General features: G+C 73.4%; 18 protein-coding genes. 9 read left to right on the top strand and 9 right to left on the bottom strand.

What is annotated here, in order from left to right; translation table 11 throughout:
* The first annotated feature begins 51 nt into the window (after positions 1–51).
* Positions 52–1,065, top strand: a complete 1,014-nt coding sequence (locus OG802_RS21685) for a tellurite resistance/C4-dicarboxylate transporter family protein (protein WP_329412837.1) — start codon at positions 52–54, stop codon at positions 1,063–1,065.
* On the opposite strand, the gene OG802_RS21680 is transcribed toward OG802_RS21685, so the two are convergent.
* On the bottom strand, positions 1,043–1,396 hold the full coding sequence (locus OG802_RS21680; protein WP_329412835.1) for a hypothetical protein: 354 nt from the start codon (positions 1,394–1,396) through the stop codon (positions 1,043–1,045). The genes OG802_RS21685 and OG802_RS21680 overlap by 23 nt on opposite strands.
* Positions 1,397–2,164: 768 nt before the next feature.
* Between OG802_RS21680 and OG802_RS21675 the strand changes: the two genes are divergently transcribed.
* Complete coding sequence (locus OG802_RS21675) at positions 2,165–3,247, top strand: C40 family peptidase (protein WP_329412833.1); 1,083 nt, start codon at positions 2,165–2,167, stop codon at positions 3,245–3,247.
* 107 nt (positions 3,248–3,354) lie between these two features.
* Here the strand turns inward: OG802_RS21675 and OG802_RS21670 are convergent, their stop codons facing one another.
* On the bottom strand, positions 3,355–4,110 hold the full coding sequence (locus OG802_RS21670) for a response regulator transcription factor (RefSeq protein ID WP_329412830.1): 756 nt from the start codon (positions 4,108–4,110) through the stop codon (positions 3,355–3,357).
* Entirely contained in the window at positions 4,107–5,399 is a 1,293-nt protein-coding gene (locus tag OG802_RS21665) for an ATP-binding protein (protein WP_329412829.1), read from the bottom strand. Before OG802_RS21665 ends, OG802_RS21670 begins: the two co-directional genes overlap by 4 nt.
* A gap of 518 nt (positions 5,400–5,917) precedes the next feature.
* Here OG802_RS21665 and OG802_RS21660 point away from each other — a divergent pair.
* The gene (locus tag OG802_RS21660) at positions 5,918–7,420 is read left to right on the top strand and encodes a PspC domain-containing protein (protein ID WP_443055449.1); all 1,503 of its coding nucleotides are present in this window, start codon (positions 5,918–5,920) and stop codon (positions 7,418–7,420) included.
* Positions 7,407–7,652, top strand: coding sequence for a hypothetical protein (locus OG802_RS21655; protein ID WP_329412827.1), 246 nt, complete (start codon positions 7,407–7,409; stop codon positions 7,650–7,652). Before OG802_RS21660 ends, OG802_RS21655 begins: the two co-directional genes overlap by 14 nt.
* A 582-nt stretch (positions 7,653–8,234) precedes the next feature.
* Here the strand turns inward: OG802_RS21655 and OG802_RS21650 are convergent.
* The gene (locus OG802_RS21650; protein WP_329412825.1) at positions 8,235–8,771 is read right to left on the bottom strand and encodes a DoxX family protein; all 537 of its coding nucleotides are present in this window, start codon (positions 8,769–8,771) and stop codon (positions 8,235–8,237) included.
* A 238-nt stretch (positions 8,772–9,009) separates the two neighbouring features.
* Positions 9,010–10,299 carry a hypothetical protein gene (locus OG802_RS21645; protein ID WP_329412823.1) on the bottom strand — a complete coding sequence of 430 codons (1,290 nt, stop codon included), beginning with the start codon at positions 10,297–10,299 and terminating at the stop codon, positions 9,010–9,012.
* Between the two features lie 200 nt (positions 10,300–10,499).
* On the opposite strand from OG802_RS21645, the gene OG802_RS21640 reads away from it, so the two are divergent.
* Positions 10,500–11,759 (top strand): DUF4429 domain-containing protein, encoded by a 1,260-nt coding sequence (locus OG802_RS21640; protein ID WP_329412822.1) that lies wholly within the window; start codon positions 10,500–10,502, stop codon positions 11,757–11,759.
* A gap of 136 nt (positions 11,760–11,895) precedes the next feature.
* On the opposite strand, the gene OG802_RS21635 is transcribed toward OG802_RS21640, so the two are convergent.
* On the bottom strand, positions 11,896–12,690 hold the full coding sequence (locus OG802_RS21635; protein WP_329412819.1) for a class II aldolase/adducin family protein: 795 nt from the start codon (positions 12,688–12,690) through the stop codon (positions 11,896–11,898).
* Between the two features lie 110 nt (positions 12,691–12,800).
* On the opposite strand from OG802_RS21635, the gene OG802_RS21630 reads away from it, so the two are divergent.
* Together OG802_RS21630 and OG802_RS21625 are read left to right on the top strand one after the other, a co-directional pair.
* On the top strand, positions 12,801–13,577 hold the full coding sequence (locus tag OG802_RS21630; RefSeq protein WP_329412818.1) for a hypothetical protein: 777 nt from the start codon (positions 12,801–12,803) through the stop codon (positions 13,575–13,577).
* A gap of 100 nt (positions 13,578–13,677) precedes the next feature.
* Positions 13,678–14,166 carry a pyridoxamine 5'-phosphate oxidase family protein gene (locus tag OG802_RS21625; RefSeq protein WP_329412816.1) on the top strand — a complete coding sequence of 163 codons (489 nt, stop codon included), beginning with the start codon at positions 13,678–13,680 and terminating at the stop codon, positions 14,164–14,166.
* 38 nt (positions 14,167–14,204) lie between these two features.
* Here OG802_RS21625 and guaA read toward each other — a convergent pair whose 3' ends face one another.
* On the bottom strand, positions 14,205–15,785 hold the full coding sequence (gene guaA, locus OG802_RS21620) for a glutamine-hydrolyzing GMP synthase (RefSeq protein WP_329412814.1): 1,581 nt from the start codon (positions 15,783–15,785) through the stop codon (positions 14,205–14,207).
* A 348-nt stretch (positions 15,786–16,133) separates the two neighbouring features.
* Between guaA and OG802_RS21615 the strand changes: the two genes are divergently transcribed.
* Both OG802_RS21615 and OG802_RS21610 read left to right on the top strand, forming a co-directional pair.
* The gene (locus OG802_RS21615; RefSeq protein WP_190150673.1) at positions 16,134–16,415 is read left to right on the top strand and encodes a chorismate mutase; all 282 of its coding nucleotides are present in this window, start codon (positions 16,134–16,136) and stop codon (positions 16,413–16,415) included.
* 839 nt (positions 16,416–17,254) lie between these two features.
* Entirely contained in the window at positions 17,255–18,310 is a 1,056-nt protein-coding gene (locus OG802_RS21610) for an LPXTG cell wall anchor domain-containing protein (protein WP_329412811.1), read from the top strand.
* A 163-nt stretch (positions 18,311–18,473) separates the two neighbouring features.
* On the opposite strand, the gene OG802_RS21605 is transcribed toward OG802_RS21610, so the two are convergent.
* The gene (locus OG802_RS21605; RefSeq protein ID WP_329412810.1) at positions 18,474–20,258 is read right to left on the bottom strand and encodes a GMC family oxidoreductase; all 1,785 of its coding nucleotides are present in this window, start codon (positions 20,256–20,258) and stop codon (positions 18,474–18,476) included.
* 81 nt (positions 20,259–20,339) lie between these two features.
* On the bottom strand, positions 20,340–21,965 hold the full coding sequence (locus tag OG802_RS21600) for a succinic semialdehyde dehydrogenase (RefSeq protein WP_329412808.1): 1,626 nt from the start codon (positions 21,963–21,965) through the stop codon (positions 20,340–20,342).
* Positions 21,966–22,044 lie beyond the last annotated feature (79 nt).

The raw sequence follows: 22,044 nt of genomic DNA, 5'->3' as shown, positions 1-22,044 counted from the left end.
CGCGCGCGTGCCCCGCCCGCGCGGCGGGACCGGCTCCCTAGCATCGGCCGCATGACCGGGTCCCGCGCTCTTCCCCCGCCCCCTCCCGCGTCCTCCCCCCGCCCCTCCCTGCGCGAGCGGTGGGCGCGGCGGCAGCCCGCGGCCGGGGCCGCCGTGATGGCCACCGGGATCGTGTCCGTCGGCCTGCACCTGACGGGACACGAGACGCTGTCCCGCGTCGCCCTGGTGATGACGGCCGTCGCCTGGGCGGCGCTGGCGGCGGACTTCGCCGCCCGGCTGGTGCTGGAGCGCGAGCGGTGGCTGGCGCAGGCCAGGACGCCGGGAGCGCCGACCGCCGTGGCCGCGACGACCGTGCTCGGCGCCCGCGTCTCGGCGCTCGGTCGGCCGACCCCCGCCGAGGCCCTGCTGGCGCTGGCGGCCGTCCTGTGGCCCGTACTGCTCGCGAGCGCCGTACCGCGCTGGCGACGCGGCATGCCCGGCTCGGTGTTCCTGTCCTGCGTGGCCACCCAGGGCCTCGCCGTGCTCGGCGCGGCCCTGGCCCGGGAGCGGGGGGCGGCCTGGCTCGCGCACACCGCGCTCGTGCTGTTCTGGCTCGGGCTCGCGCTCTACTGCGCCGCGCTACCCCTGTTCGACCTGCGGCAGCTGACCGAGGGCGCCGGGGACCAGTGGGTGGCCGGCGGCGCGCTCTCCGTCTCGGCGCTGGCGGGAACGGAACTGCTCAAGGCCGACGGCGGCGGCCTGTACCTCTGGAACGCCGACGACGCGGGCGTCCTGCGCACGGTGACCGTCGCCCTGCTCGTGCTCGACCTGGCCTGGTACGCCGTCCTGCTGACCTGCGAGGTGCGCCGCCCGCGGCCGCGCTACGACGTCCGCCGCTGGGCGACCGTGTTCCCGCTGGGCATGACGGCGGCGGCGACCCTGTCCGTGTCCGACGCCGTGGACGTCCCGTGGCTCGAGGGGCCGGGCGAGGTGCTGCTGTGGGTCGCGGTGGCGGCCTGGCTGGCCGTCGCCGCGGGGGCGGCGGTTCGCGTCGGCGCGGCGGTCAGGTCCAGAGCACCGCGATGAACACGTTCGCCACGGTCAGCAGCCCGACCAGGCCGAAGAGGGGCTTCTCCACCCGCTCGTCGTCCCGCTTCACGTAGACCAGGCCGAGGATCACGATCAGCAGCGCGAGCTTCACGCCGATCTTGATGTTGTCGACGGGCTGGTCGTCGGCCTGGTTCAGCCCCACCAGGATCACGCCGGTGACCAGCATCGTGGCCGCGCCGTGCAGCATCGCCGGGACGAAGCGGGCGGCGCCCCGGCCCATCGCCTTCATCTGGGTGAGGAAGCCGCCGAGGAGCGCGGCGATGCCGATGATGTGCAGGCCGACGAAGAGATGGATGAGTACGTCCATGAGGCGGATGCTAATCAGCGCCCCGCCCCGCCCCGACACCGCCCCACACCCACAGCGGCCCCCGGCACACAGCCACACCCATAGCCACAGGTGCGCCCGGCCCCGGCCCCACCCCAGCGCGCAGCCAAAGCCACAGCGGGCCCCGGCGCACGCCCGCGCCCGGCGCCCACTGCGGTCGCACCCGGCGCACACCGCGCCCACGCGGGGCCGCGTGCGTGCCACGACAGCGCGCGTGCCGCCGTCGGGCGCATGCCACGACAGCGCGCACACCGCGACCGTGCGCGTGCGCGTGCGGCGATCGCACGCATGCCACGACGGTGCGCATGCCACCCACGACGGTGCGCGTGCAACGACCGCGCACGTGCCGCTCCGCCGTCACCGCGCCGTGCATATATGCGCCATAGCACTTGATCACCAGGTGACGCCTCCGGAATCACCGCTTCGGTCAGCGCGGCGTGTGAACCCGGCGTGCGGGGTCCGGAGAGTGGGCCACATACGGTCACTCGGCAGTCCGCTCCCGTCACTTCCGCACATCGCGTTACCCGACCGACACCTTCGGGCCTAGCGTCCTCCCCCAGGTGACCGGCTCCCCACCGCCGCCCGGGCCAGGGGCGGCAGTCGGCCACCACCGCCGAGAGGTCCGGCGGCGTCCTCGCTCCCCCGTGCGGGACGTCGCCGGGCCCGTCGACCACTGCGGGGCCGTCCGTCCGCTCACTGACGGCCCCGCGGTTCGGCCCGGGCGGTCGTACGAAAGGACGTGCAGTCCCAGTGGCAGCGCACCGCAAGCCCCGACAGCGCTCGCTCGGCGGCCATACGGCCCGCACCGCGTTCACCCTCGCCCTCGCGGGCGCGGCGACGGCGACGGCCTTCGACGGGACCGGACAGGCCGAGCCGAACCTGTCCCCGGCCGAGGTCAGGGCGAAGGTGGCCAAGCTGTACCAGGAGGCCGAGGCGGCCACCGAGAAGTACAACGGCGCGCAGGAGAAGGCGACCGCGGCCGAACAGCGGCTGGCGGCCATGCGGGACGAGGCGGCCCGCAAGGAGGCGAAGCTCAACACCGCGCGCGACGCCCTGGGTTCGATGGCCGCGGCCCAGTACCGCAGCAGCGGACTCGACCCCGCCGTCCAACTGGCGCTCTCCGACGACCCCGACCGCTACCTCGACGGGGCCGCCCTCGCCGAGCGGGCCGGCGACCGCCAGTCGGCCGCCGTGGCCGGGGTGCGCCGGCAACTGCGGGAGATCCAGCAGTTGCGCGGCGCCGCGCGCGTCGAGCTGACGTCGCTCAAGGCCCGCCGCGCGGAGTTGCAGACCCAGAAGACGGCCATCACCGCCAAACTGGACGCCGCCCGCACGCTGTTGTCCCGGCTGACGGCGGCCGAGCGCGACCGGATCGGCGAGGCGGGCGGCGGTACGGGCGACGGCGCCGCCCGTGCCTCACGCGCCTCGACGGGCGGGCGCTCGGACCTCCCCCCGCCCGGCTCGGGCGATGCCGAGGCGCCCAACCCCCGCGCCGCGGCGGCCGTCGCCTACGCCTACTCCAAGCTCGGCAGCCCGTACGTGTGGGGCGCGACCGGACCGACGGCGTTCGACTGCTCGGGGCTCGTCCTCGCCTCGTACCGCTCCGCCGGGGTCTCCCTGCCCCGCACCACGTACGCGCAGATCGGCGCGGGGCAGCGCGTCTCCCGCTCCGAACTCCTCCCGGGCGACCTGGTGTTCTTCTACTCCGGGATCAGCCACGTCGGCCTCTACATCGGCAACGGCCAGATGATCCACGCCCCGAACCCGTCGGCCCCGGTACGGGTGGCGCCGATCGACCAGATGCCGTTCGCCGGGGCGACGCGGGTGGTGTGAGGTCCGGGCGGACGGCGCGCCGTCGAAGCGCCGCCCCCCGTCAGCCCGCGTGCCCGCGTGCACGCGTGCCCGCATGCACGCATGCCGTCACACGGTCTCGTGTCTCGTCACACCAGCCGTCGCGCCGTCGCCCACCGGGTCAGTTCGTGACGGTTCGACAGCTGGAGCTTGCGCAGCACCGCCGAGACGTGCGACTCGACCGTCTTGACGGAGATGAAGAGCTGCTTGGCGATCTCCTTGTAGGCGTAGCCGCGGGCGATGAGCCGCAGCACCTCGCGCTCGCGCTGGGTGAGCCGGTCGAGGTCCTCGTCGACCGGCGGGGCGTCGGTGGAGGCGAAGGCGTCGAGGACGAACCCGGCGAGGCGCGGCGAGAACACCGCGTCGCCCTCCTGAACCCGGAAGATCGAGTTCACCAGGTCGGTCCCGGTGATCGTCTTGGTGACATAGCCCCGGGCGCCGCCGCGGATGACCCCGATGACGTCCTCCGCCGCGTCCGACACCGACAGCGCCAGGAAGCGCACCGGCTGCTCGGCGTCGGCCATCAGCGGGGCGCAGCGGCGCAGCACCTCGACGCCCCCGCCGCCCGGCAGATGGACGTCGAGGAGGACGACCTCGGGCCGGGTCGCGGTGATGACGGTGACCGCCTGGTCGACGTCCGCCGCCTCGCCGACGACCTCGACGCCGGTCTCCTCGGTCCGGCCGATCTCGGCCTGCACGCCGGTGCGGAACATACGGTGGTCGTCGACGAGGACCACCCGCACCCGGCGCCCGCCCGCCGCGCCCCCGGAGGTCTGCGCCGGCTCCCCGGCACCCCCCGTCTCCGCGGCGCCGCTCATGTCGTTCGTGTCGGTCGGCTCGCTCATGACGTCTTCTCCACCCTCTCCATCTCCAGCTCGATCTCGGTGCCGCCGTCCGGGACCGCCCGCACCCGCGCCGTGCCGCCGTGCCGCTCCATGCGGCCGATGATCGATTCTCTGACGCCCATCCGGTCGGCGGGTATCGAGTCGAGGTCGAAGCCGGGGCCGCGGTCGCGGACGGACACGAAGACCGTCCTCCCCTCGACTTCGGCGAAGACCTGCACCGCGCCCCCGTCGCCACCGTACTTGGCCGCGTTCACCATCGCCTCGCGCGCGGCCTGCATCTGTGCCCCGACCCGTTCGTCGATCGGGCAGTCCCCGACCACCACCACCTCGATGGGCACGCCGTGCTTGTCCTCCACCTCGGCGGCGCTGCGGCGCACCGCGTCGGCGACCGTGGCCGGCTCGTCGGCCTCGTCCTTGCCGGTGCCCTCGGGTTTGTAGAGCCAGGTGCGCAGGTCGCGTTCCTGCGCGCGGGCGAGACGGCGCACCTCGCCGGCGTTCTCCGCGTTGCGCTGGATCAGCGTCAGCGTGTGCAGCACGGAGTCGTGGACGTGGGCGGCGACCTCCGCCCGCTCCTGGGCGCGGATGCGCATCAGGCGCTCCTCGGAGAGGTCCTGTGTCATCCGGACCAGGTAGGGCCCGGCGAGGAGCGTGATGCCGACGATGACGGCCAGGGCCGCCTGGAGCACGGAGCCGAGGTGGGTGGCGGACCCTTGCAGCACGAAGCTGCCGGAGACGCCGGCCGTGACCAGCAGGACGCCCGCGCCCGCGCGCAGGAGCGTGAGCGTACGGCGCTTGCGGCCGACCTCGACCCAGCGGGCCCGGCGCGCGTTGTCCGCCTGACGCCAGACGAGGGCGACGCCGGCGCCGACGAGGACGGCGGGCACGAGGTAGGCCTTGGCGCCGCTGCCCAGGTTCACGTTGGTCACGAAGACCGTGGCGATCACGACCATGAGGAGCAGGGCGACGATCTGCCCCTTGTCGGGCTTGCGGGCCACGAGTCTGCGGCGGCCGTCGGCCGCGGTCTCGGTGGCGACGAGCGCAGGCGGTTTCTGTTCTCCGACGCCGCCGACGCCGAGGGGCACGAAGAACCAGAAGGCCGCGTAGAGCAGGGCGCCGAGGCCGTCCGCCATGAACAGGCCCGCGAAGACGAGCCGCACCCAGACGACGGGCAGGCCGAGATGCCCGGCGAGCCCCCGCGCCACGCCACCCAGCCAGCGTCCGTCGCTGCTGCGGTAGAGCTTGCGCGGCGGCCGCGGTTCGACGAGTGGCGCTGCTGCGGCTTCCGGCATGCCAACGATGGTCACACGGGCCGCGGGCCCGGGCATCAGGGTTCGCCCCCGAGACGCCCCTGATCTTCGCGGCGCCGCCGCGCCGAGCGCGGCCCCGGCCGCGGATCAGGGCGGATATCAGGGTTCGACCAGGGTTGTTCCGGCTGCCACGAGGGCGGTCCGCCCGCCACCATGGAGTCATGACAGATCACCAGCACGCCGCGGACGCCGTGCCCGACGGGGGCGCCGCGCCCGACGCGGCCGCCCCGTCCTCCGGCGCCCCGGGCGCCGCCGGTGACCCACCTCGCGCGCACGGGAAGCAGGGGCACGACGACGAAGTGCGGCACGACGACCGGGTGCCGCCCGATGACCGGGAACGCCCCGATGACCGGGAACGGTCCGAGGCGCAGGAACGGCCCGATTCACGGGAACGGCCCGATTCACGGGAGCACGGGAGCGAGGAAGGGCTCGGGAAGCGGGGAGTCCATGGAGAGCAGAGGACGGGACACCGGAAGCCGGGCGTCCGCGAAGAGGACGGCATGACGGCGGCCGAGGCGGCAGCCGCGGCCGCCATGGCGGCTGCCGCCTCCGCGGGCGCGGGCCCGGACACCGGCCGGGAATCGACGAGCGGTGCAGCTGGCGGCGTGACGGGCGCGGGCCCGGACGCCGGCCGGGAATCGACGGGCGGCACGGCGAGCGGTGCGGCGGGCGGCGCGGCGGGCGCAGGCCCGGACGCTGGCCGGGGATCGGCGGGCGGTGCGGCGGGCGCCGGGCTGCCTGCGAGGTTCCGGCGGGACCGCGAGCACAAGATGGTCGCGGGGGTGTGCGCGGGTCTCGGACGGCAGTGCGACATGGACCCGGTGATCTTCCGCATCACTCTCGCCGTGCTCTCCGCGACCGGCGGCCTCGGCCTCATCTTCTACGGCTTCGCCTGGCTGTTCGTGCCCTACGCCGACGACGGGCAGAACGAGGTGCGCAAGCTCCTGACCGGCCGGGTCGACGGCCAGGCCCTCGCGGCGGTGCTGTTCGCGCTGGTCGGATGCGGGGTGTTCCTGTCGATGCTGAGCAACGGCAGCGTGCTCGCGTTCGCCGTCGTCGTCTCCCTGCTCCTCGCGGGCGCCGGGTACTGGTCGCGGCACCGGGACTCCTCCGACCCCGACCCGCTGGCCGCGCAGGCCGTGGCCGACGCGCCGCCGGAGGCCCAGGCGCCGCCCGTGCCCGACGCCTACCCCTCCTGGTGGCGTGACCCCATAGTCAAGGACGGCACCCACGACGGCGGCACCGGCTACCTGTGGGGGCCGTCGGAATCCCGCGGCCGCGACTTCATGGCGGACGTCGCGGTGGAGCTCACCGGCCACCGCCGCCGCGAGGACGTACGCGCCCCGCGCGAGCCGTACACCCGGCCCTCGGGCCAGCCGTGGATCGGCGGCTGGGTGTTCCTGCTGGCCCTGCTCGCGGGCGGCCTCGTCACCAGACACACCTGGGACGCACATCCGCTCGGCGAGAGCCTGCAAGCGGGCCTGGCGGCCGCGCTCATCGTGCTCGGCGCGGGCATCGCGGTCAGCTCGTTCCTGGGGCGCACGGGCGCGGGGTCGGTGTTCCTGGCCATCGTCACGGCGGGTCTGCTGGCCGGAGCGGCCGTGCTCCCGAGGAACATCGACAACCACTGGACCGACACGACCTGGCGGCCCACGACGATGGCGGAGGTGCGGACGCACTACGACCTGGGCACGGGCGACGGCACGCTGGACCTCTCTCGGCTGGAGCTGGCCGAGGGGCAGACGGTCAGCGCGGGCGCCGAGGTGGGGGCAGGCCGGCTGAAGGTGGTCGTGCCGCGGGATGTGACCGTGAAGGTGCGGATCGACGTGGGGCTGGGCGACGTCCAGCTGCCCGGCGACGACGAGAAGGACGTGGACGTGGAGCCGGGGAAGCACAAGGAGATCACCCTGCGGCCCGCCTCGGGACAGGCGGACGGGGGGACCATCGATCTGGAGCTCAAGGTCGGAGTGGGACAGGCGGAGGTGGCCCTTGCTGCGTCATGAGTTCCGGCCCGGCCGCCTGGTCGCCGGCGCCGCGTTCGTCCTCGCGGGCGTCGTCTTCGCGGGCGACGCGGGCGGTCTGTGGCAGGCGCAGTGGTTCGCGATGATCCCGATCGTCATGGCCGGCCTCTGCCTGGCGGGCGTGGCGGGCGCGGTGGCCCGGGGCGTACGAAGACGACGGGGCCCGTCCGGCCGAACGGCCCCGACCGGAACCGGCCCGACCACCATGCCGTGACCGGCCAGGACCGGCCCCGGCCCGCGCGATCACCTCGCTGTGACCGACCGAAACCGGCTGCCCGACCAGCGTGCCGAGACCGGTCGGGACCGGCCCCGGCCGGCGGATCACCTCACCGTGGCCGACCGAAACCGGCCGCCCGACCACCATGCCGAGACCGGCCAGGACCGGCTCCGGTCCGCGCGATCACCTCACCGTGGCCGACTTGGGCGGCTCTGACCGGGGACAGCCGGTCGTCCTGTGGTCGGCTGTGGTCGCCTCTGGCCCGGCAAGGAGACCGACCGGTGCGGGCGCGAAGGTTCCGGCCTCGGACGCCGTCGGACATCGTCGGGCGCCCGAACCCCGGGGTCCGGCGTTCGGCACCCGGCATCCGGCACCCGGGGTTCGGCACCCGGCGCTCCGGCGATCGGGGTTCGGCACCCGGCGCTCCGGCGATCGGCGTGGACGTCCTGCCCTGCGTCCGTCCTGCGTCCGTCCTGCGCCCGTCGCGCATCCGGCCGGCGTCCGCTCCGCATCCATCGCGCGTCCGCCCCCGTCCGCCCGGCCGTCCGGCCGTCCGGCCGTCCGGCCGTCCGGCCGGGATTAGCCCAGGCTTCCCGTGCCCCCTTGACGTCGTCTGGATCGCCAGGCCGCGTCCAGGGAGAGGACCGGGGCGCCCGCGAGGATGAAGGGCAGCCAGGCCATCAGATAGGGGAGGTCGTTGCCCAGGTAGTACGGATCGGAGGCCCAGCTCACCGTCAGCCACAGGCTGAGCGAGATCAGGGCGCCGCCCACCGCGGCGAGCCGGGTGAGGACACCGAGCAGGACGCCTGCGCCGACGGCGAGTTCGCCGAAGGCCATGGCGTAACCGAAGCCGACGGGGCTCTTCAGGGCCAGATCGACCATGGCGGGGATGGCCGAGGAGTCCCGGACGGCGCGCATGGTCTCGCCGATCGAGCCGGCGCCGCTCGCCTTGAGGAAGGCGGGATCGGTGAGCTTGTCGAGCCCGGCGTAGATGAAGGTCACGCCGAGGAATATCCGCAGAGGGAGGAGTGCGTAGCGGGCGGCGGTGTCCCGCAGGCCCCGGCCGCCGCCGTCGGGATATCTGGGATAGGTGTCCGTCCGCATACTGTGAGTCATCGCCCGCAGCCGCCTCTCGCCCGGAGTGGTGGGTCCCCTCGACAGACCATACGTACGGCATGCGGGGTGCACTCAAACGTGTGCACGGGCTCCGCCCGAACCCGGTTCACCGGCCGGTGCGGGAACGACGGGGGCAGGCCTGGAGAACGAGGGCGGGCGGTGTCGCAGTCGGTGTCCAGTTCTCTGTCTCGGGTCGGGGTCGCAGCCGGTGTCCAGTTCGCTGTCTCGGGTCGGTGTCTCAGTCGGTGACGTCGATGGCGTAGCGGTTGGTCTCCACCCCGGCCGCGGTGACGACCTGGACGTCCATGCGTCCGGGCTCCACGTCCGCGGGCACGGGAACGGTGAGAACGTCGTCGCCGGGGTTGCTGAAGCCGCCCGTGACGGGGACGAGGGGAACGTGCACATGGACGGGGCCGATGCGGACGACCATGCGGGCGAGGCGGTCGGCGGTCTGGGCGCCGGGCGGGACGAATCCGGCGCCGCGGATCTCGATGTCGTCGCCGGTGCGGATGGGGGCGTCGAGGTCACCGGCCTCGCGGGAACGGACGACGGAGAGGATGACGGGCCGGCCTCCCTCGGCGTACTTGCCGGCGAGGTAGGTGGCGGCCGAGACGAGGACGACGACCGCCAGGCCCCAGGGCAGATCGGGCAGTTGGTCGGGGCGGCGGGCCAGGCGCACCGCGGCGAAGGCGAGGGCGACGGCGCCGATCACGGCGTACTGGATGTCGGCGAAGGCGCCGCGGCCGGCGTCGTCGGTGAGCAGGTCGGCCGCCCGGGGCCGGTGGGCGCGGACCTTCTGCAGCCGCTGGCCGAGGACGCGCAGGCCGACCACGCGGCGCACCAGTACGGCGATGCCGCAGACCACGGCGAGGACGGTCACCGTGCCGGCGCCGCGGGCGAGGTCGAGTCCGGCGATCAGCGCGTCGCGCTCGGCGTGGCCGGAGGCGGCGGCGAGCCGGCCCACCAGGACCAGCACGGCGTAGGCCACGAACAGCACCCAGGCGGCGGCGACCGCGCGGGAGGTGGACAACCGGTTGTCCTCGCCGATCACGGGTGCGAGCGCCCCGCCGCGCGCCCGGTGGAACCAGGAGGCGGCGGTCAGCGCGCCGGCGACGACGAGGGCGGCGAGGAGTCCGGCGGTGCGGGCGGCCGTCCAGCCCGCGCCGACGGCGGTCAGGGCCTGCACCAGCAGGAGGATGACGACCGCGGCCCACACGGTGACCGCGGTGCGCAGCCACAGGCGGCCGAGCCAGGCCTCGCCCTCGGCGCGGCCGCGTTCGGCGACGTGTTCCGCGGACTGGGTCAGCTCCTCCGAGACCCACTGGCGGGACGCCGAGAAGGAGTGGGCGACGGCGGCGGGCAGGCCCTGTCCGGCGGCGAACCCGTCCCGTTTCTGCAGGAACGCGGCGACCGCGCGCCGGTGTCCCTCACGTGCGCCGTGGGGGCAGTCCCCGCAGGCGCAGCCGCCTTCGTGCGCGCCCGGCCCCGGGCCGGGGCCCGCTCCCTGTCTCGCCTCCTGCACCGCCACGTCCGACGCCCGCCTTCCCCGCGACCCGATCGGATGGCGGTCCCGGAGAGCCCGTTGAAGGCCCCGGTCGCCACCCTGTGAACAACTCCCCTGCGATGTCGACGAATTGTGCCCTACGACACACCCTGTGTGTCCGGCAGGTCTGGTCAGGGCGGGTGAAGCCGGGCAGGCCGTGTTGACCCGGCTGCGAGAATTTGCCCATGGCCGAGATCATCCAGCGTCACGGGACCTGGGCCTTCGACGGCACGACGGTCAGGATCACGCCGGGACTGCACCGTTCCGTGCCGCTGTTCCGGCAGACGTACGGGGAGATCGCGGTGCCGCTGGAGGCGGTCGCCGGGGTCGTCTACGAGAGCCGGCGCAGGCGCGGGCGGCTGCGGATGCGACTGCGCGAGGGCGCGGACCCGCTGCTCCAGGCGACCGGCGGGCGGCTGCCGGACGCGGCCGACCCCTACCGGCTCGCCGTGGACACGGACCGCTCGGGCATCGCCGAGTACCTCGCCGAGGAGATCCGGCACGCGCTGCTGCTGGACCGGATCGCGGACGGCCCGACCGCGGAGTACCTGCTGCCCGGTCCGCCGGTGCCCGTGTCGGTGCGGTCCTCCGACGGCACGGTCTCCTTCGACGGCGTCCAGGTGCGGATCGACTGGGCGGACACCTCGGACCGGGTGAAGCGCGCGACCGGGCCCCGCGTGTTCGACGTCGCCGACCTGCTGCGGGTCGAGTGGCTGCCCAACACCGGTCTGGACGACGGATTCCTGCGCTTCGTGACCCGCGAGACGCGGTACGCGAAACTGCCGGCCGAGAAGGACCCCTACGCCCTGGACCTGTGGGGCAACGTGAGCCGCGACCTGCTGACGGCGCTGGTGGCGACGGCCGTCACCGCGCGTCTCCCGCACCCCTCGGCCCGCACGCACCCCGCACCCGTGGACAGCCCCACGGGCGGTCCCGTGAACGGACCGGTGGGCGGTCCCGTGAAGGGACCGGTGGGCGGTCCCGTGAAGGGACCGGTGGGCGGTTCCGTGAAGGGACCGGTGGGCGGTCCCGTGAACGGACCGGCAGGCCGCCCCATGGACGGACCAGTGGGCGGACCGGTAGGCCGATCCGTGGACGAAGGCCTCCATGGTCCCGCCGGCGAAGGCGTCGACCGTCCCGTGGGCGGCGAGGTCGACGGCGTCGACGGTTCGGTGAGGGCGTCCGGGCGGGCGGCGGCCCGTGCGGCGGCCCAGGGGCAGCGGCTTCCGGCCACCACCGTCCGGTCCCCGTCCGACCACCACCCGTCCGACCACCCTCCGCCCGACCACCCTCCGTCCGACCACCGCCCGTCCGACCACCGCCCGTCCGACCACCATGACGTGCTGCTGCGCCGGCTGCGCGAACTGGGCGAGCTGCACCGCGACGGTGTGCTGACCGACGAGGAGTTCGCCAGGACGAAGGCCGTCGTGCTGAGCGGCTTCTGAGAAACCGCCGGGTTCCGCGAGCCGCCCGACCCCGGGACCACCCACCCCAGGGAGACCGCCCGCCCCAGGGAGACCGCCCCACCCGGGGGACCATCCGCCCCCGCCACCACCCGCCCCCGGGAAGCCGTGCGCGCCGTCAGCTCAGCAGGTCCGGCTCGCTGCGGCTGACGTCCTGCCACAGCGGCTGGTAGTTGATCCACGCCACCAGGTCGCCGCCGAGCTGCTCCCGGGTCGCGACCGCCGCCCGGTGGTCGATCAGGACGGGCCGGCCCGCCGCCCGCGCGGTGAGCTGGACCTGGCTGGAGCGTTCCATGGAGACGAACCACCAGGCGGCCGCGTCGACGGAGTCCCCCACGGTCAGCAGCCCGTGGTTGCGCAGCACGAGCGCCTTGCGGGAGCCGAGCGCGGCCGCGATGCGCCGCCCCTCCTCCGCGTCCACGGCCACACCGGTGTAGGCGTCGTAGAGGGCGTGGTCCTCGTAGAACGCGCAGCTCTCCTGGGTGAGGGGGTCGAGCAGCTCGCCGAGCGCGGCGAGGGCGCGGCCGTGGACGGAGTGGCAGTGGGCGACGGCGACGACGTCGGGGCGTGCGGCGTGCACCTGGGCGTGGACGGTGAAGGCGGCCTGGTTGACGTGGTAGCGGCCCTCCACGACCTGACCGTCGGAGTTGGCCAGCACCAGGTCGCTGACGGTGACGTGCTTGAAGGACATGCCGAACGGGTTGACCCAGAAGCAGTCGCTGTATTCGGGGTCGCGGGCGGTGATGTGGCCCGAGACGCCGTCCTCGAAGCCGAGCCGTCCGAAGATCCGTACCGCGCCGGCCAGCCGTTCCTTCCGGTGCCGGCGCTCGTCCTCCACCGACTCGTGCATCGGCGGCATCGCGAACTGAAGCCGGTCGGTGGGCAGCGGGGCAGGCGGCGTGGGCCCGTGCATCGATCCTCCAGCACTGGGTTGCTTGACCACGCGGAAGTTACCGCCGGCCCGTGCAAAAAGGCAGAGCCGTTATGTAAAGATGACGATTTCCGTCACCATCGGAGCACGTCTTGAGCATCGCAGCACGCCACATCACCGCCCTCATGCGTCAGATCGCGACGCGTGACGCCATCGAGCTGGTCCACCCCTTCGCGGAGTTCCAGACGTTCGGCGCGCTGGCCTACATAGCCGAGTGCTACGGCTTCCGGTACGAGAACGTGCGTCTCGTGGGCAAGCACCGGGTCCTCCACCTCCACCTGGTCCGCGACCCGGCCCCGGCGGCGCGGCAGCGGGCCGCGGCGAACACCGCCGCCTTCCCCGACCCGGGCCCCGACCGGCCCGTTCCGGGCATGTACCTGGGCTCGCTGACACCGGTCCCCGAGGCGCAGGCGGACGTCGACCTGATCACGGCGCTCATCCGCTACGACGCGCTCGTGGCGGCCGCCAACCGCAGACAGCTGCTGTTCCTCGGATGGGGAGCGGGGGCGCTGTTCCTGCTGATGGCCCTGCTGACCGGCGTGTACACGGTGATGCTCCCGCTCGCCGTGCTGATGCCGGGGTTCATGCTGGGCGCCCTGCGGATCAACACGGTGCGGCGCGCGAAACTGGCCCGTCAGCTGACGGCGGCGGGCTGCACGCCGGTGCGGGACGGGGCGGGGGTGGAGCGCTACGTACGGCCCGCGCCGCAGCCGTACGGAACACCCCACCCGACGCCCGGCGCAACGCCTCACCCGACGGCCGACGGAACGCCTCACGCGACGCCGGACGGAACGCCCCATTCGACGCCCGGCGCAACGCCTCACGCCACGCCCGACGCAAATCCCTACAGCACCCCGCAGGGACACTGACCGCGTCCGCCGGGCCCGCCACACCCACCGCACCCACCGGCCCGCCCGCCCGTCGCGAACACCGACAGCAGATGTCCGGTATCGCGGTCACACTCGCCGTATGACATCGAGTGAGACCCCCGACAACTGGTCCGTGTTCGCCGGCGCGGAGCCCGGGTTCGCGAGGACCGTGGAGGACCGCTTCGGCGCGTTCACCCATCACGTCCTGGCGACCGTGCGCAGGGACGGCTCTCCGCGCACCTCCGGCATCGAGGTCCGTTTCCTCGCCGGTGAGCTGTGGCTGGGCATGATGCCGGACTCGCTGAAGGCCCTCGACCTGCGCCGGGACCCCCGCTTCTGTCTCCAGGCCAATCCGGGCGAGGGCACCGGGATGGGCGGGGGCGACGTACGGATCGCGGGGCGGGCGGTCGAGGTGGCGGACGGCGAGGCGAGGGCCGGGTACGTGAAAGAGGTGGAACCGCCGCAGCCGTTCCACCTCTTCCGCACCGAGCTGACGGAGGTCGTGCGGACCTGCGTCGAGGACGACACGCATCTGGTCGTCCAGGTCTGGCGGCCCGGGGCGCCGGTGCGCACCCTCAGGCGGACCTGAACCCGCTCACGGGGCCACGCGCGGGGCCCCGGCGCGGCTCACTCCCACTCGATGGTGCCCGGCGGCTTCGAGGTCACGTCGACGACGACGCGGTTGACGTCACGCACCTCGTTGGTGATGCGGGTGGAGATCTTCGCCAGGACGTCGTACGGCAGCCGCGACCAGTCGGCGGTCATGGCGTCCTCGGAGGAGACGGGGCGCAGCACGATCGGGTGGCCGTAGGTGCGGCCGTCGCCCTGGACGCCGACGCTGCGGACGTCCGCGAGCAGGACCACCGGGCACTGCCAGATCTCCCGGTCGAGACCGGCGGCCGTCAGCTCCTCGCGGGCGATGGCGTCGGCGTCGCGCAGCAGGTCCAGGCGCTCCTTGGTGACCTCGCCGACGATGCGGATGCCGAGGCCGGGGCCCGGGAACGGCTGGCGCTGGACGATCTCCTCGGGCAGGCCGAGCTCCTGGCCGACCATGCGGACCTCGTCCTTGAACAGCTTGCGCAGCGGCTCGATCAGCTGGAACTCGAGGTCCTCGGGCAGGCCGCCGACGTTGTGGTGCGACTTGATGTTCGCCGTGCCGGTGCCGCCGCCGGACTCGACGACGTCCGGGTAGAGCGTGCCCTGGACCAGGAAGGCGACCTCGGGGCCGTCGTCCGCGATGATCTCCGCCTGGGCCTGCTCGAAGACGCGGATGAACTCGCGGCCGATGATCTTGCGCTTCTCCTCGGGGTCCGAGACGCCCTTGAGCGCGGTGAGGAAGCGCTCCTCGGCGTCGACCACCTTGAGCTGGACGCCGGTCGCGGCCACGAAGTCCTTCTCGACCTGCTCGGTCTCGCCCTTGCGCATCAGCCCGTGGTCGACGTACACGCAGGTCAGCTGGGAGCCGATGGCCTTCTGGACGAGGGCCGCGGCGACCGCGGAGTCGACGCCGCCGGACAGGCCGCAGATCGCGCGCTTGTCGCCGACCTGCTCGCGGATGGCCTCGACCTGCTCCTCGATGACGTTGCCGGTGGTCCAGTCGGGGCTCAGGCCCGCGCCCCGGTACAGGAAGTGCTCCAGGACCTGCTGGCCGTGCGTGGAGTGCATGACCTCCGGGTGGTACTGGACGCCGTACAGCTTCTTCTCGTCGTTCTCGAAGGCGGCGACCGGGACGACGTCCGTGGAGGCGCTGACGACGAAGCCCTCGGGGGCGGCGGAGCAGGCGTCGCCGTGCGACATCCACACGGCCTGCTCGGCCGGGGTGCCCTCGAAGAGGGTGGAGGAGACGCGGGAGACGTGCAGGTCGGTGCGGCCGTACTCGCGGGCTCCGGTGTTGTCGACGGTGCCGCCGAGGCTCTGCGCCATCAGCTGGAAGCCGTAGCACATGCCGAAGACGGGAACGCCGGCTTCGAAGATCGCGCGGTCGAGGCGGGGGGCGCCCTCCTCGTAGACGGACGAGGGGCCGCCGGAGAGGATGATCGCCGCCGGGTTCTTGGCGAGCATCTCCTCGACGGGCGTGGTGCTCGGCACGATCTCGCTGTAGACCCGCGCCTCGCGGACTCGACGGGCGATGAGCTGGGCGTACTGCGCGCCGAAGTCGACGACCAGGACGGTGTCGGGGGCGGCGGCAGCGGGAGTCGCTGTGGACACGGGGGCCTTCCGGCGGTTCGGGCGTGGTCTCTGTGCTGGCCAATTCTACCGAGAGCGGACGAGACGCCGTCCCGGCTCCGCGGCCGCCCCCGCGTCTCAGGATGCGAACGGGCTTGGACCGCGCCCGGCGCCCCTGCATACTGGGCGCATGCTCGCTCACACGACCTTCGTCTTTACCTATGGCACCCGGCCCGCCGGCTGCCATGGTCGTGTCGCTTGAGCTTCTGACCAGCGACTTCCCAGGCGCCCCGGGCCGACAAGGCCCGGGGCGCCTGTCGTTTCTCCCGGGTCCTGTCGCTCCGGGGCGGCCCGCACCGCATCCCGAACCGAACCCCTACAGGAGCCCCCATGACCGCCATCGACGTGACCGGCGCCCGTACCTCCGAGGCCGCCGACGTGATCACCGGCGCCCGCGAGCGCATCGACGCGCTGGACGACCGGATCATCGGCCTGATCCAGGAGCGGATGGCCGTCTCGGCCGTCGTCCAGGAGGCGAGGATCACCTCCGGCGGCCGGCGGGTGAACCTCTCCCGCGAGCTGGAGATCCTGGCCCACTACCGGGACGCGCTGGGCCGCCCCGGCACCGCCCTCGCGATGACGCTGCTCGAGCTGTGCCGGGGGAGGGTGTGACCCGCCGGGGACGGCTGTGACCCGCGGGGGGCGAGTGGGGCGTCGGGAACGGTCGGGGCGTCGGGCGTCAGTTCGGCCGCCGTCTCACCCGTACGGCGCGTGACCGCCGGGCCGGCGGCGTCGTTGGTACCGGTGTCCGCTCCAGCCAGGGGCGGGTCCGGAAGAACCACGCGTGGCTCGCTGGGGCGATGAGACGCACGGATCGTGCCGTGCGTCGTGGGACCTCGCTCCGAAGGCGACCGGACGGCAGGGGACAGCAGCCCGGTCGCCGAGAGAACGGCCGGTCCCGGGGACGCCCGGGACCGACCGGCGGAAAATGCAAAAATGCACAAGGGCCGGGTCAAACGGTTGCGGGGGCCGCGCTCATCCAGCACGATGCGTAGAAAGCCCCCGAAAGACCTCAGGTCATTCCTCGGACGGCGATTTCATGACGTCGCCCTCCCCCCGCAGCCCCCACAGCCCCACACGCAGCCCCCGCTTTCACCACCAGAGGTCCAGACCAGCGGCGCAACCCCCCGGCGCCGCTCCCAGGCACCGGCGCTGCCCTGACGCCGGTGCTGACGATAAAGAAGGGCCCTGCGGATCCGTCCCGCGGGGCCCTTCGTCATGTCCGGCCGAGTCGTCCTGTCCGGCCGAGCGCCCACGGACCGCGCACACGGACACCGCCCACGGACCGCGGTCGCGGTCGCGGTCGCGGGCAGACCATGTGACGCGCGCCATATAAAGATCCTGTGAATCAGCACAACTGTTCACAGCGGTCGCCGGTCACACCCAGCGTAACCAGGCCCCTCCCGACCCCCATGGCGGAAGGCCTCCCCACCTGATACGCCGAGGTCTTCATGAAGCTTCGCCGCACGATGGTCGCCCTCGCGGCGACCGCCGTCGTCGCCCCGCTGGCACTGCTGTCCGCCCCGGCCGCCTTCGCCGAGGACGACCAGACGTCCTCCGCGAGCGCGTCCGCGTCGGAGAGCACCTCGTCCAGCCCCTCGGAGTCGGACGGCGAGAGCGCCTCCGGCACGCCGACCGACGACACGTCGGCCTCCTCCTCGGCCGGCTCGGACGACTCGCAGGCGACCGGCTCGCCCAGCGGCAGCCCGAGCGGCTCCGCCTCCTCGTCCGCCTCCTCGTCCGCGTCCGCCTCGGGGTCGTCCTCCGCGAGCGCGTCGGCGAGCGCGAGCACCGACCCGTTCGACCCGTACACGGACTGCGAGTCCTTCGAGCTGGACGAGAAGCTCACCGCCCAGATCAAGGGGCTGCCCAGCAAGATCGTGGCCGGTTCGGGCTGGCACGACTTCGAGTTCGTCGTCGACAACGACTCCGCCAAGGACCTGAAGAACGTGTACATCGACGCGTTCATGGAGTACGGCGAGGAGACCGACACCCTGCTGTCCGAGGGTCTCGCCGTCATCCAGGTCAAGGAAGACGGCAAGTGGACCAGCGGCTACCAGGACTCCTACGAGGACGGGCACGGCAAGAAGATCGTCTCCGGCTCCTTCGTGGCGCTGCTGGACTCCCTGGAGAAGAACTCCTCGGCATCCCTCGACCTGCGGGTGAAGGTCGAGGCGGCCGCGCCGGCGGGCTCGTCGTTCGCGCTGAGCGAGGCCGTCTACGCCGGCCAGGCCTCCACCTGCTACGGCAACGGTGACTTCTACGACGTCGAGATCGTCGCCGCGGGCGGCCACGCCGACGGCGCCGGCGACGCCAAGCCGAACGGCGACAAGCCCACCGACGGCGTCCAGGCCCAGGGTGGCGCCAAGCCGATCAGCGGCACCCTCGCCTCGACCGGCTCCGACTCGGCGCTGCCGGTGATCGGGCTGGTCGGCGGGGTCGCCGTCGTCGCGGGCGCGGGCGCGGTGTTCGCCGCCCGTCGCCGCAAGGCCGGCGCGCACGCGTAACGCGTAACGCGCCGCCGCGAACCGGCGAAGGGACCTGCGCTCGGAGGGGGGCGCAGGTCCCTTCGCCGTGTCGGGACACTGTTCGGGCCGTATCAGGACACTGTTCGGGCAGGGTTCGGGGCATGACCGGGCGCGGAGGCGGGGTGCGCGTCCCGCACGCGCCCTACTGCTTGGGCGGGACCGCCGGCATGCCCAGGAACGGCAGGCGCAGCGCGCCGAACGCCTCCGCGGGCACCGCGGGACTGACCGGCTCGACCGGCTTCAGCCGCTCGTACGCCGCGCCCTGCGCCGGACGGGGGTCCGTCTCACCCTTGTTCGGCCAGTACGACATGGCCCGCTCCGCCTGGGCGGTGATGGTGAGCGACGGGTTCACCCCGAGGTTCGCCGAGACCGCGGCGCCGTCGACGACGGAGATGCCGGGGTGGCCGTAGAGCCGGTGGTAGGGGTCGATGACGCCGGTCTCGCGGGAGTCGCCGATCGGGCAGCCGCCGAGGAAGTGCGCGGTGAGCGGGGTGCCCATCAGCTCGCCCACGTTGGAGCCGGCGAAGCCGTTGATGTCGGCGGCGATCACGGAGGCGGCCTGCGAAGCGGCCCTGATCTGCTTGGGGTTGGGAGCGCCGTGGCCCTGCCGCGCGGTCAGCAGGCCCTTGCCGACGCCCGCCGGTTTCAGGTAGGTGGTCAGCGAGTTGTCCAGCGACTGCATGACGAGGCCGATGATGGTGCGCTCCGACCAGCGGCGGTTGGACAGCGAGCGCAGCACGAGGAGCGGGTGGCGCACGGCGTTCGTCAGCCAGCCCGCGACCCTCGACGAGCCCTCCGCGTACGGCACCTGAAGGATCGACAGGCTGCCCATGGAGTTGGAGCCCCGGCCGTAGCGCACCGGCTCGATGTGGGTGTTCTCGTCCGGGTGGATGGACGAGGTGATGGCGACGCCGCGCGTGAAGTCGACCTTGGGCGCGCCGGTCGCCCTGCGGTAGCGGCGGTCGTCGGTCTGGGCGCCCACCAGGGCCTCGGAGTTGGTGCGGGTCAGATGCCCCAACCGGTCCGAGATGTACGGGAGTTGGCGGCCCGCCTTCATCCGGTGCAGCAGGGTCTGGGTGCCGTAGGTGCCGGCCGCGAGGACGACGCGGCGCGCCTTGAAGACCCGGCCGCGGGCGGAGCCCTTGCGGCGGGCGTCGGTGGGGAGGGTGGCGATCGCGTAGCCGCCCTGCGAGTCGTCCGTCACGGACACGACCGTCGTCAGCGGGTGGACGACCGCGCCCGCCTTCTCGGCGAGGTGCAGGTAGTTCTCGTTGAGGGTGTTCTTGGCCCCGTGCCGGCAGCCCGTCATGCACTCGCCGCACTCGACGCAGGCCTTGCGGGCCGGTCCCGCGCCGCCGAAGTAGGGGTCGGCGACCTGCTCCCCCGGCTTCGCCTTCGCCGTGCCGTCGGCGTCCTCGCCGTCGCCGAAGAACACGCCGACGGGCGCCATGTGGAAGGTGTCGCCGACGCCCATGCGCTCCGCGGCCGCCTTCAGGTGCACGTCGGAGGGGGTGGTCGTGGGGTTGAGCCGTACGCCGAGCATGCGGCGCGCCTGGTCGTAGTACGGCGTCAGCTCCGCCTGCCAGTCGGTGATGTCCCGCCACTGGGGGTCGTCGAAGAAGGGCTTCGGCGGGACGTAGAGGGTGTTGGCGTAGTTGAGGGAGCCGCCGCCCACGCCCGCGCCGGCCAGGACCATGACGTTGCCCAGCAGGTGGATGCGCTGGATGCCGTACATGCCGAGCCGGGGCGCCCAGAGGTAGTTCTTCAGGTCCCAGGAGTTCTTGGGCAGCGACTCCCGGGTGAAGCGGCGGCCCGCCTCCAGGACGCCGACGGTGTAGCCCTTCTCCGTCAGGCGCAGGGCGGTCACGGAACCGCCGAAGCCGGATCCGACGACGATGACGTCGTAGTCGTAGGCGTCCTGGGACACGTGCTCTCCTCGTCGGGAACGGGTGGGGTTCCGGTCGTGTTCCGCCCGGTCCGCGACGCGGACCGGCGCGGCGGGCAGGTCCTAGCGCAGCCGGAGCGCCTTCATCACCTTCAGGCTGGTGCTCATGAACGCCGCGTACTTCTCGTCGTCCATGCCGAGGGCCGGCGCCATCGGCAGCAGGCGCTGCTGGGCCACCGTCTGGGCCTCGGTGTACTTGAGGATGCCGTCGGAGCCGTGGCGGCGGCCGAGCCCGGAGTCCTTCATGCCGCCCATCGGGGACTGGACGCTTCCGTACGCGGCGGCGTAGCCCTCGTTGACGTTCACGGTGCCGGCCCGCACCCGGGAGGCGACGTCCCGGCCGCGGCGGCCGTCCTTCGTCCACACGGACGCGTTCAGGCCGTACGGCGTCGAGTTGGCCTGCTCGATCGCCTCGTCGTCGGTGCGGAAGCGGTAGATCGAGACGACCGGGCCGAAGGTCTCCTCGGTGCAGACGGACATGGGCTCCGTGACGCCGTCGAGGATGGTCGGTTCGAAGAAGTACGGGCCGACGTCCGGGCGGGCGACGCCGCCGGCGACGACCTTCGCGCCCTTGGCGACGGCCTCCTCGACGTGCCGGGTCACCGTCTCCAGCTGGCGCTCGCCGACCAGGGAGCCCATGTCGGCGCCGTAGGCGAGGGCGGTGCCGAGGCGCATGGCACGGGTGCGGGCGGCGAAGCGCTCGACGAAGGCGTCCGCGATCGACTCGTGGACGTAGAGCCGCTCGATGGATATGCACAGCTGGCCGGCGGAGGAGAAGCAGGCGCGCACGGCGCCGGCCGCCGCCTTCTCGATGTCGGCGTCCTCCAGCACCAGCATGGCGTTCTTGCCGCCGAGTTCGAGGGAGACGCCGATCAGCCGGGCGGCGGCGCCCTGCGCGACCTCGCGGCCGGTGCGGGTGGAGCCGGTGAAGGAGACGTAGTCGGCGTGGCGGACGACCTCGGGGCCGACGACCGGGCCCTCGCCCAGGACGACCTGGAAGACGTCGGCGGGCAGACCGGCCTCGACGAGCAGGTCGCGGGCCCACAGGGCGGTCAGGCAGGTCTCCGTGTCGGGCTTCATGACGACGGCGTTGCCCGCGGCGAACGCCGGGAGCGCGTCGCCCACCGACAGCTCCAGCGGGTAGTTCCAGGGGGCGATCTGACCCACGACCCCGCGCGCGTGGCGCAGCTCGGTGACCTTGGTGAGGGTCGGCATGGCGCCGGCGTGCCGCTTGGGGCGCAGATAGGCGGGGGCCTTGCGGCCGTAGTGGCGGGCGGCCACGGCGACGGCCTGCACCTCCTCGTGGGCGTGCAGGCGCGCCTTGCCCGTCTCCAGCTGGATGAGGTCGAGCACCTCGGCCTGGCGCTCCAGCACCAGGTCGTGGAAGCGGAGCAGGACCGCGGCGCGTTCCCGGACCGGCGTCTTCTCCCACACCGTCTGGGCGGCGCGGGCCGCCTCGTAGGCCTTGAGGACGTCCTCGGGGGTGGACTCGGGCAGGTCGGCGAGCTTCCCGCCGGTGAACGGCGTGTGGTTGGCCGTGCGGCCCGAGCCGGTCACGCCCTTGGTGAGCTGGGCGACCAGTTCCGGGGTCACCACGTCGGCGGCGGTGCGGACGCCGGTGGGGGTGGGGGCGAGGGGGTTCGTGCCGGTCTTTGCCGGTGCCTTTTCCGCGGCCTGCGAGTCCGTCATGAGGCGCAGGGTATGACGTGCGGGGGACTTTGGGTACCCGCCGGTAATAGGGATTCACCGGCCGCACACACGACGCCAG

The sequence above is a fragment of the Streptomyces sp. NBC_00704 genome, assembly GCF_036226605.1.
GTDB lineage: Bacteria > Actinomycetota > Actinomycetes > Streptomycetales > Streptomycetaceae > Streptomyces.
Note: the sequence above shows the minus strand (reverse complement) of the source record. Positions and strands in the feature narration are given on the sequence as shown.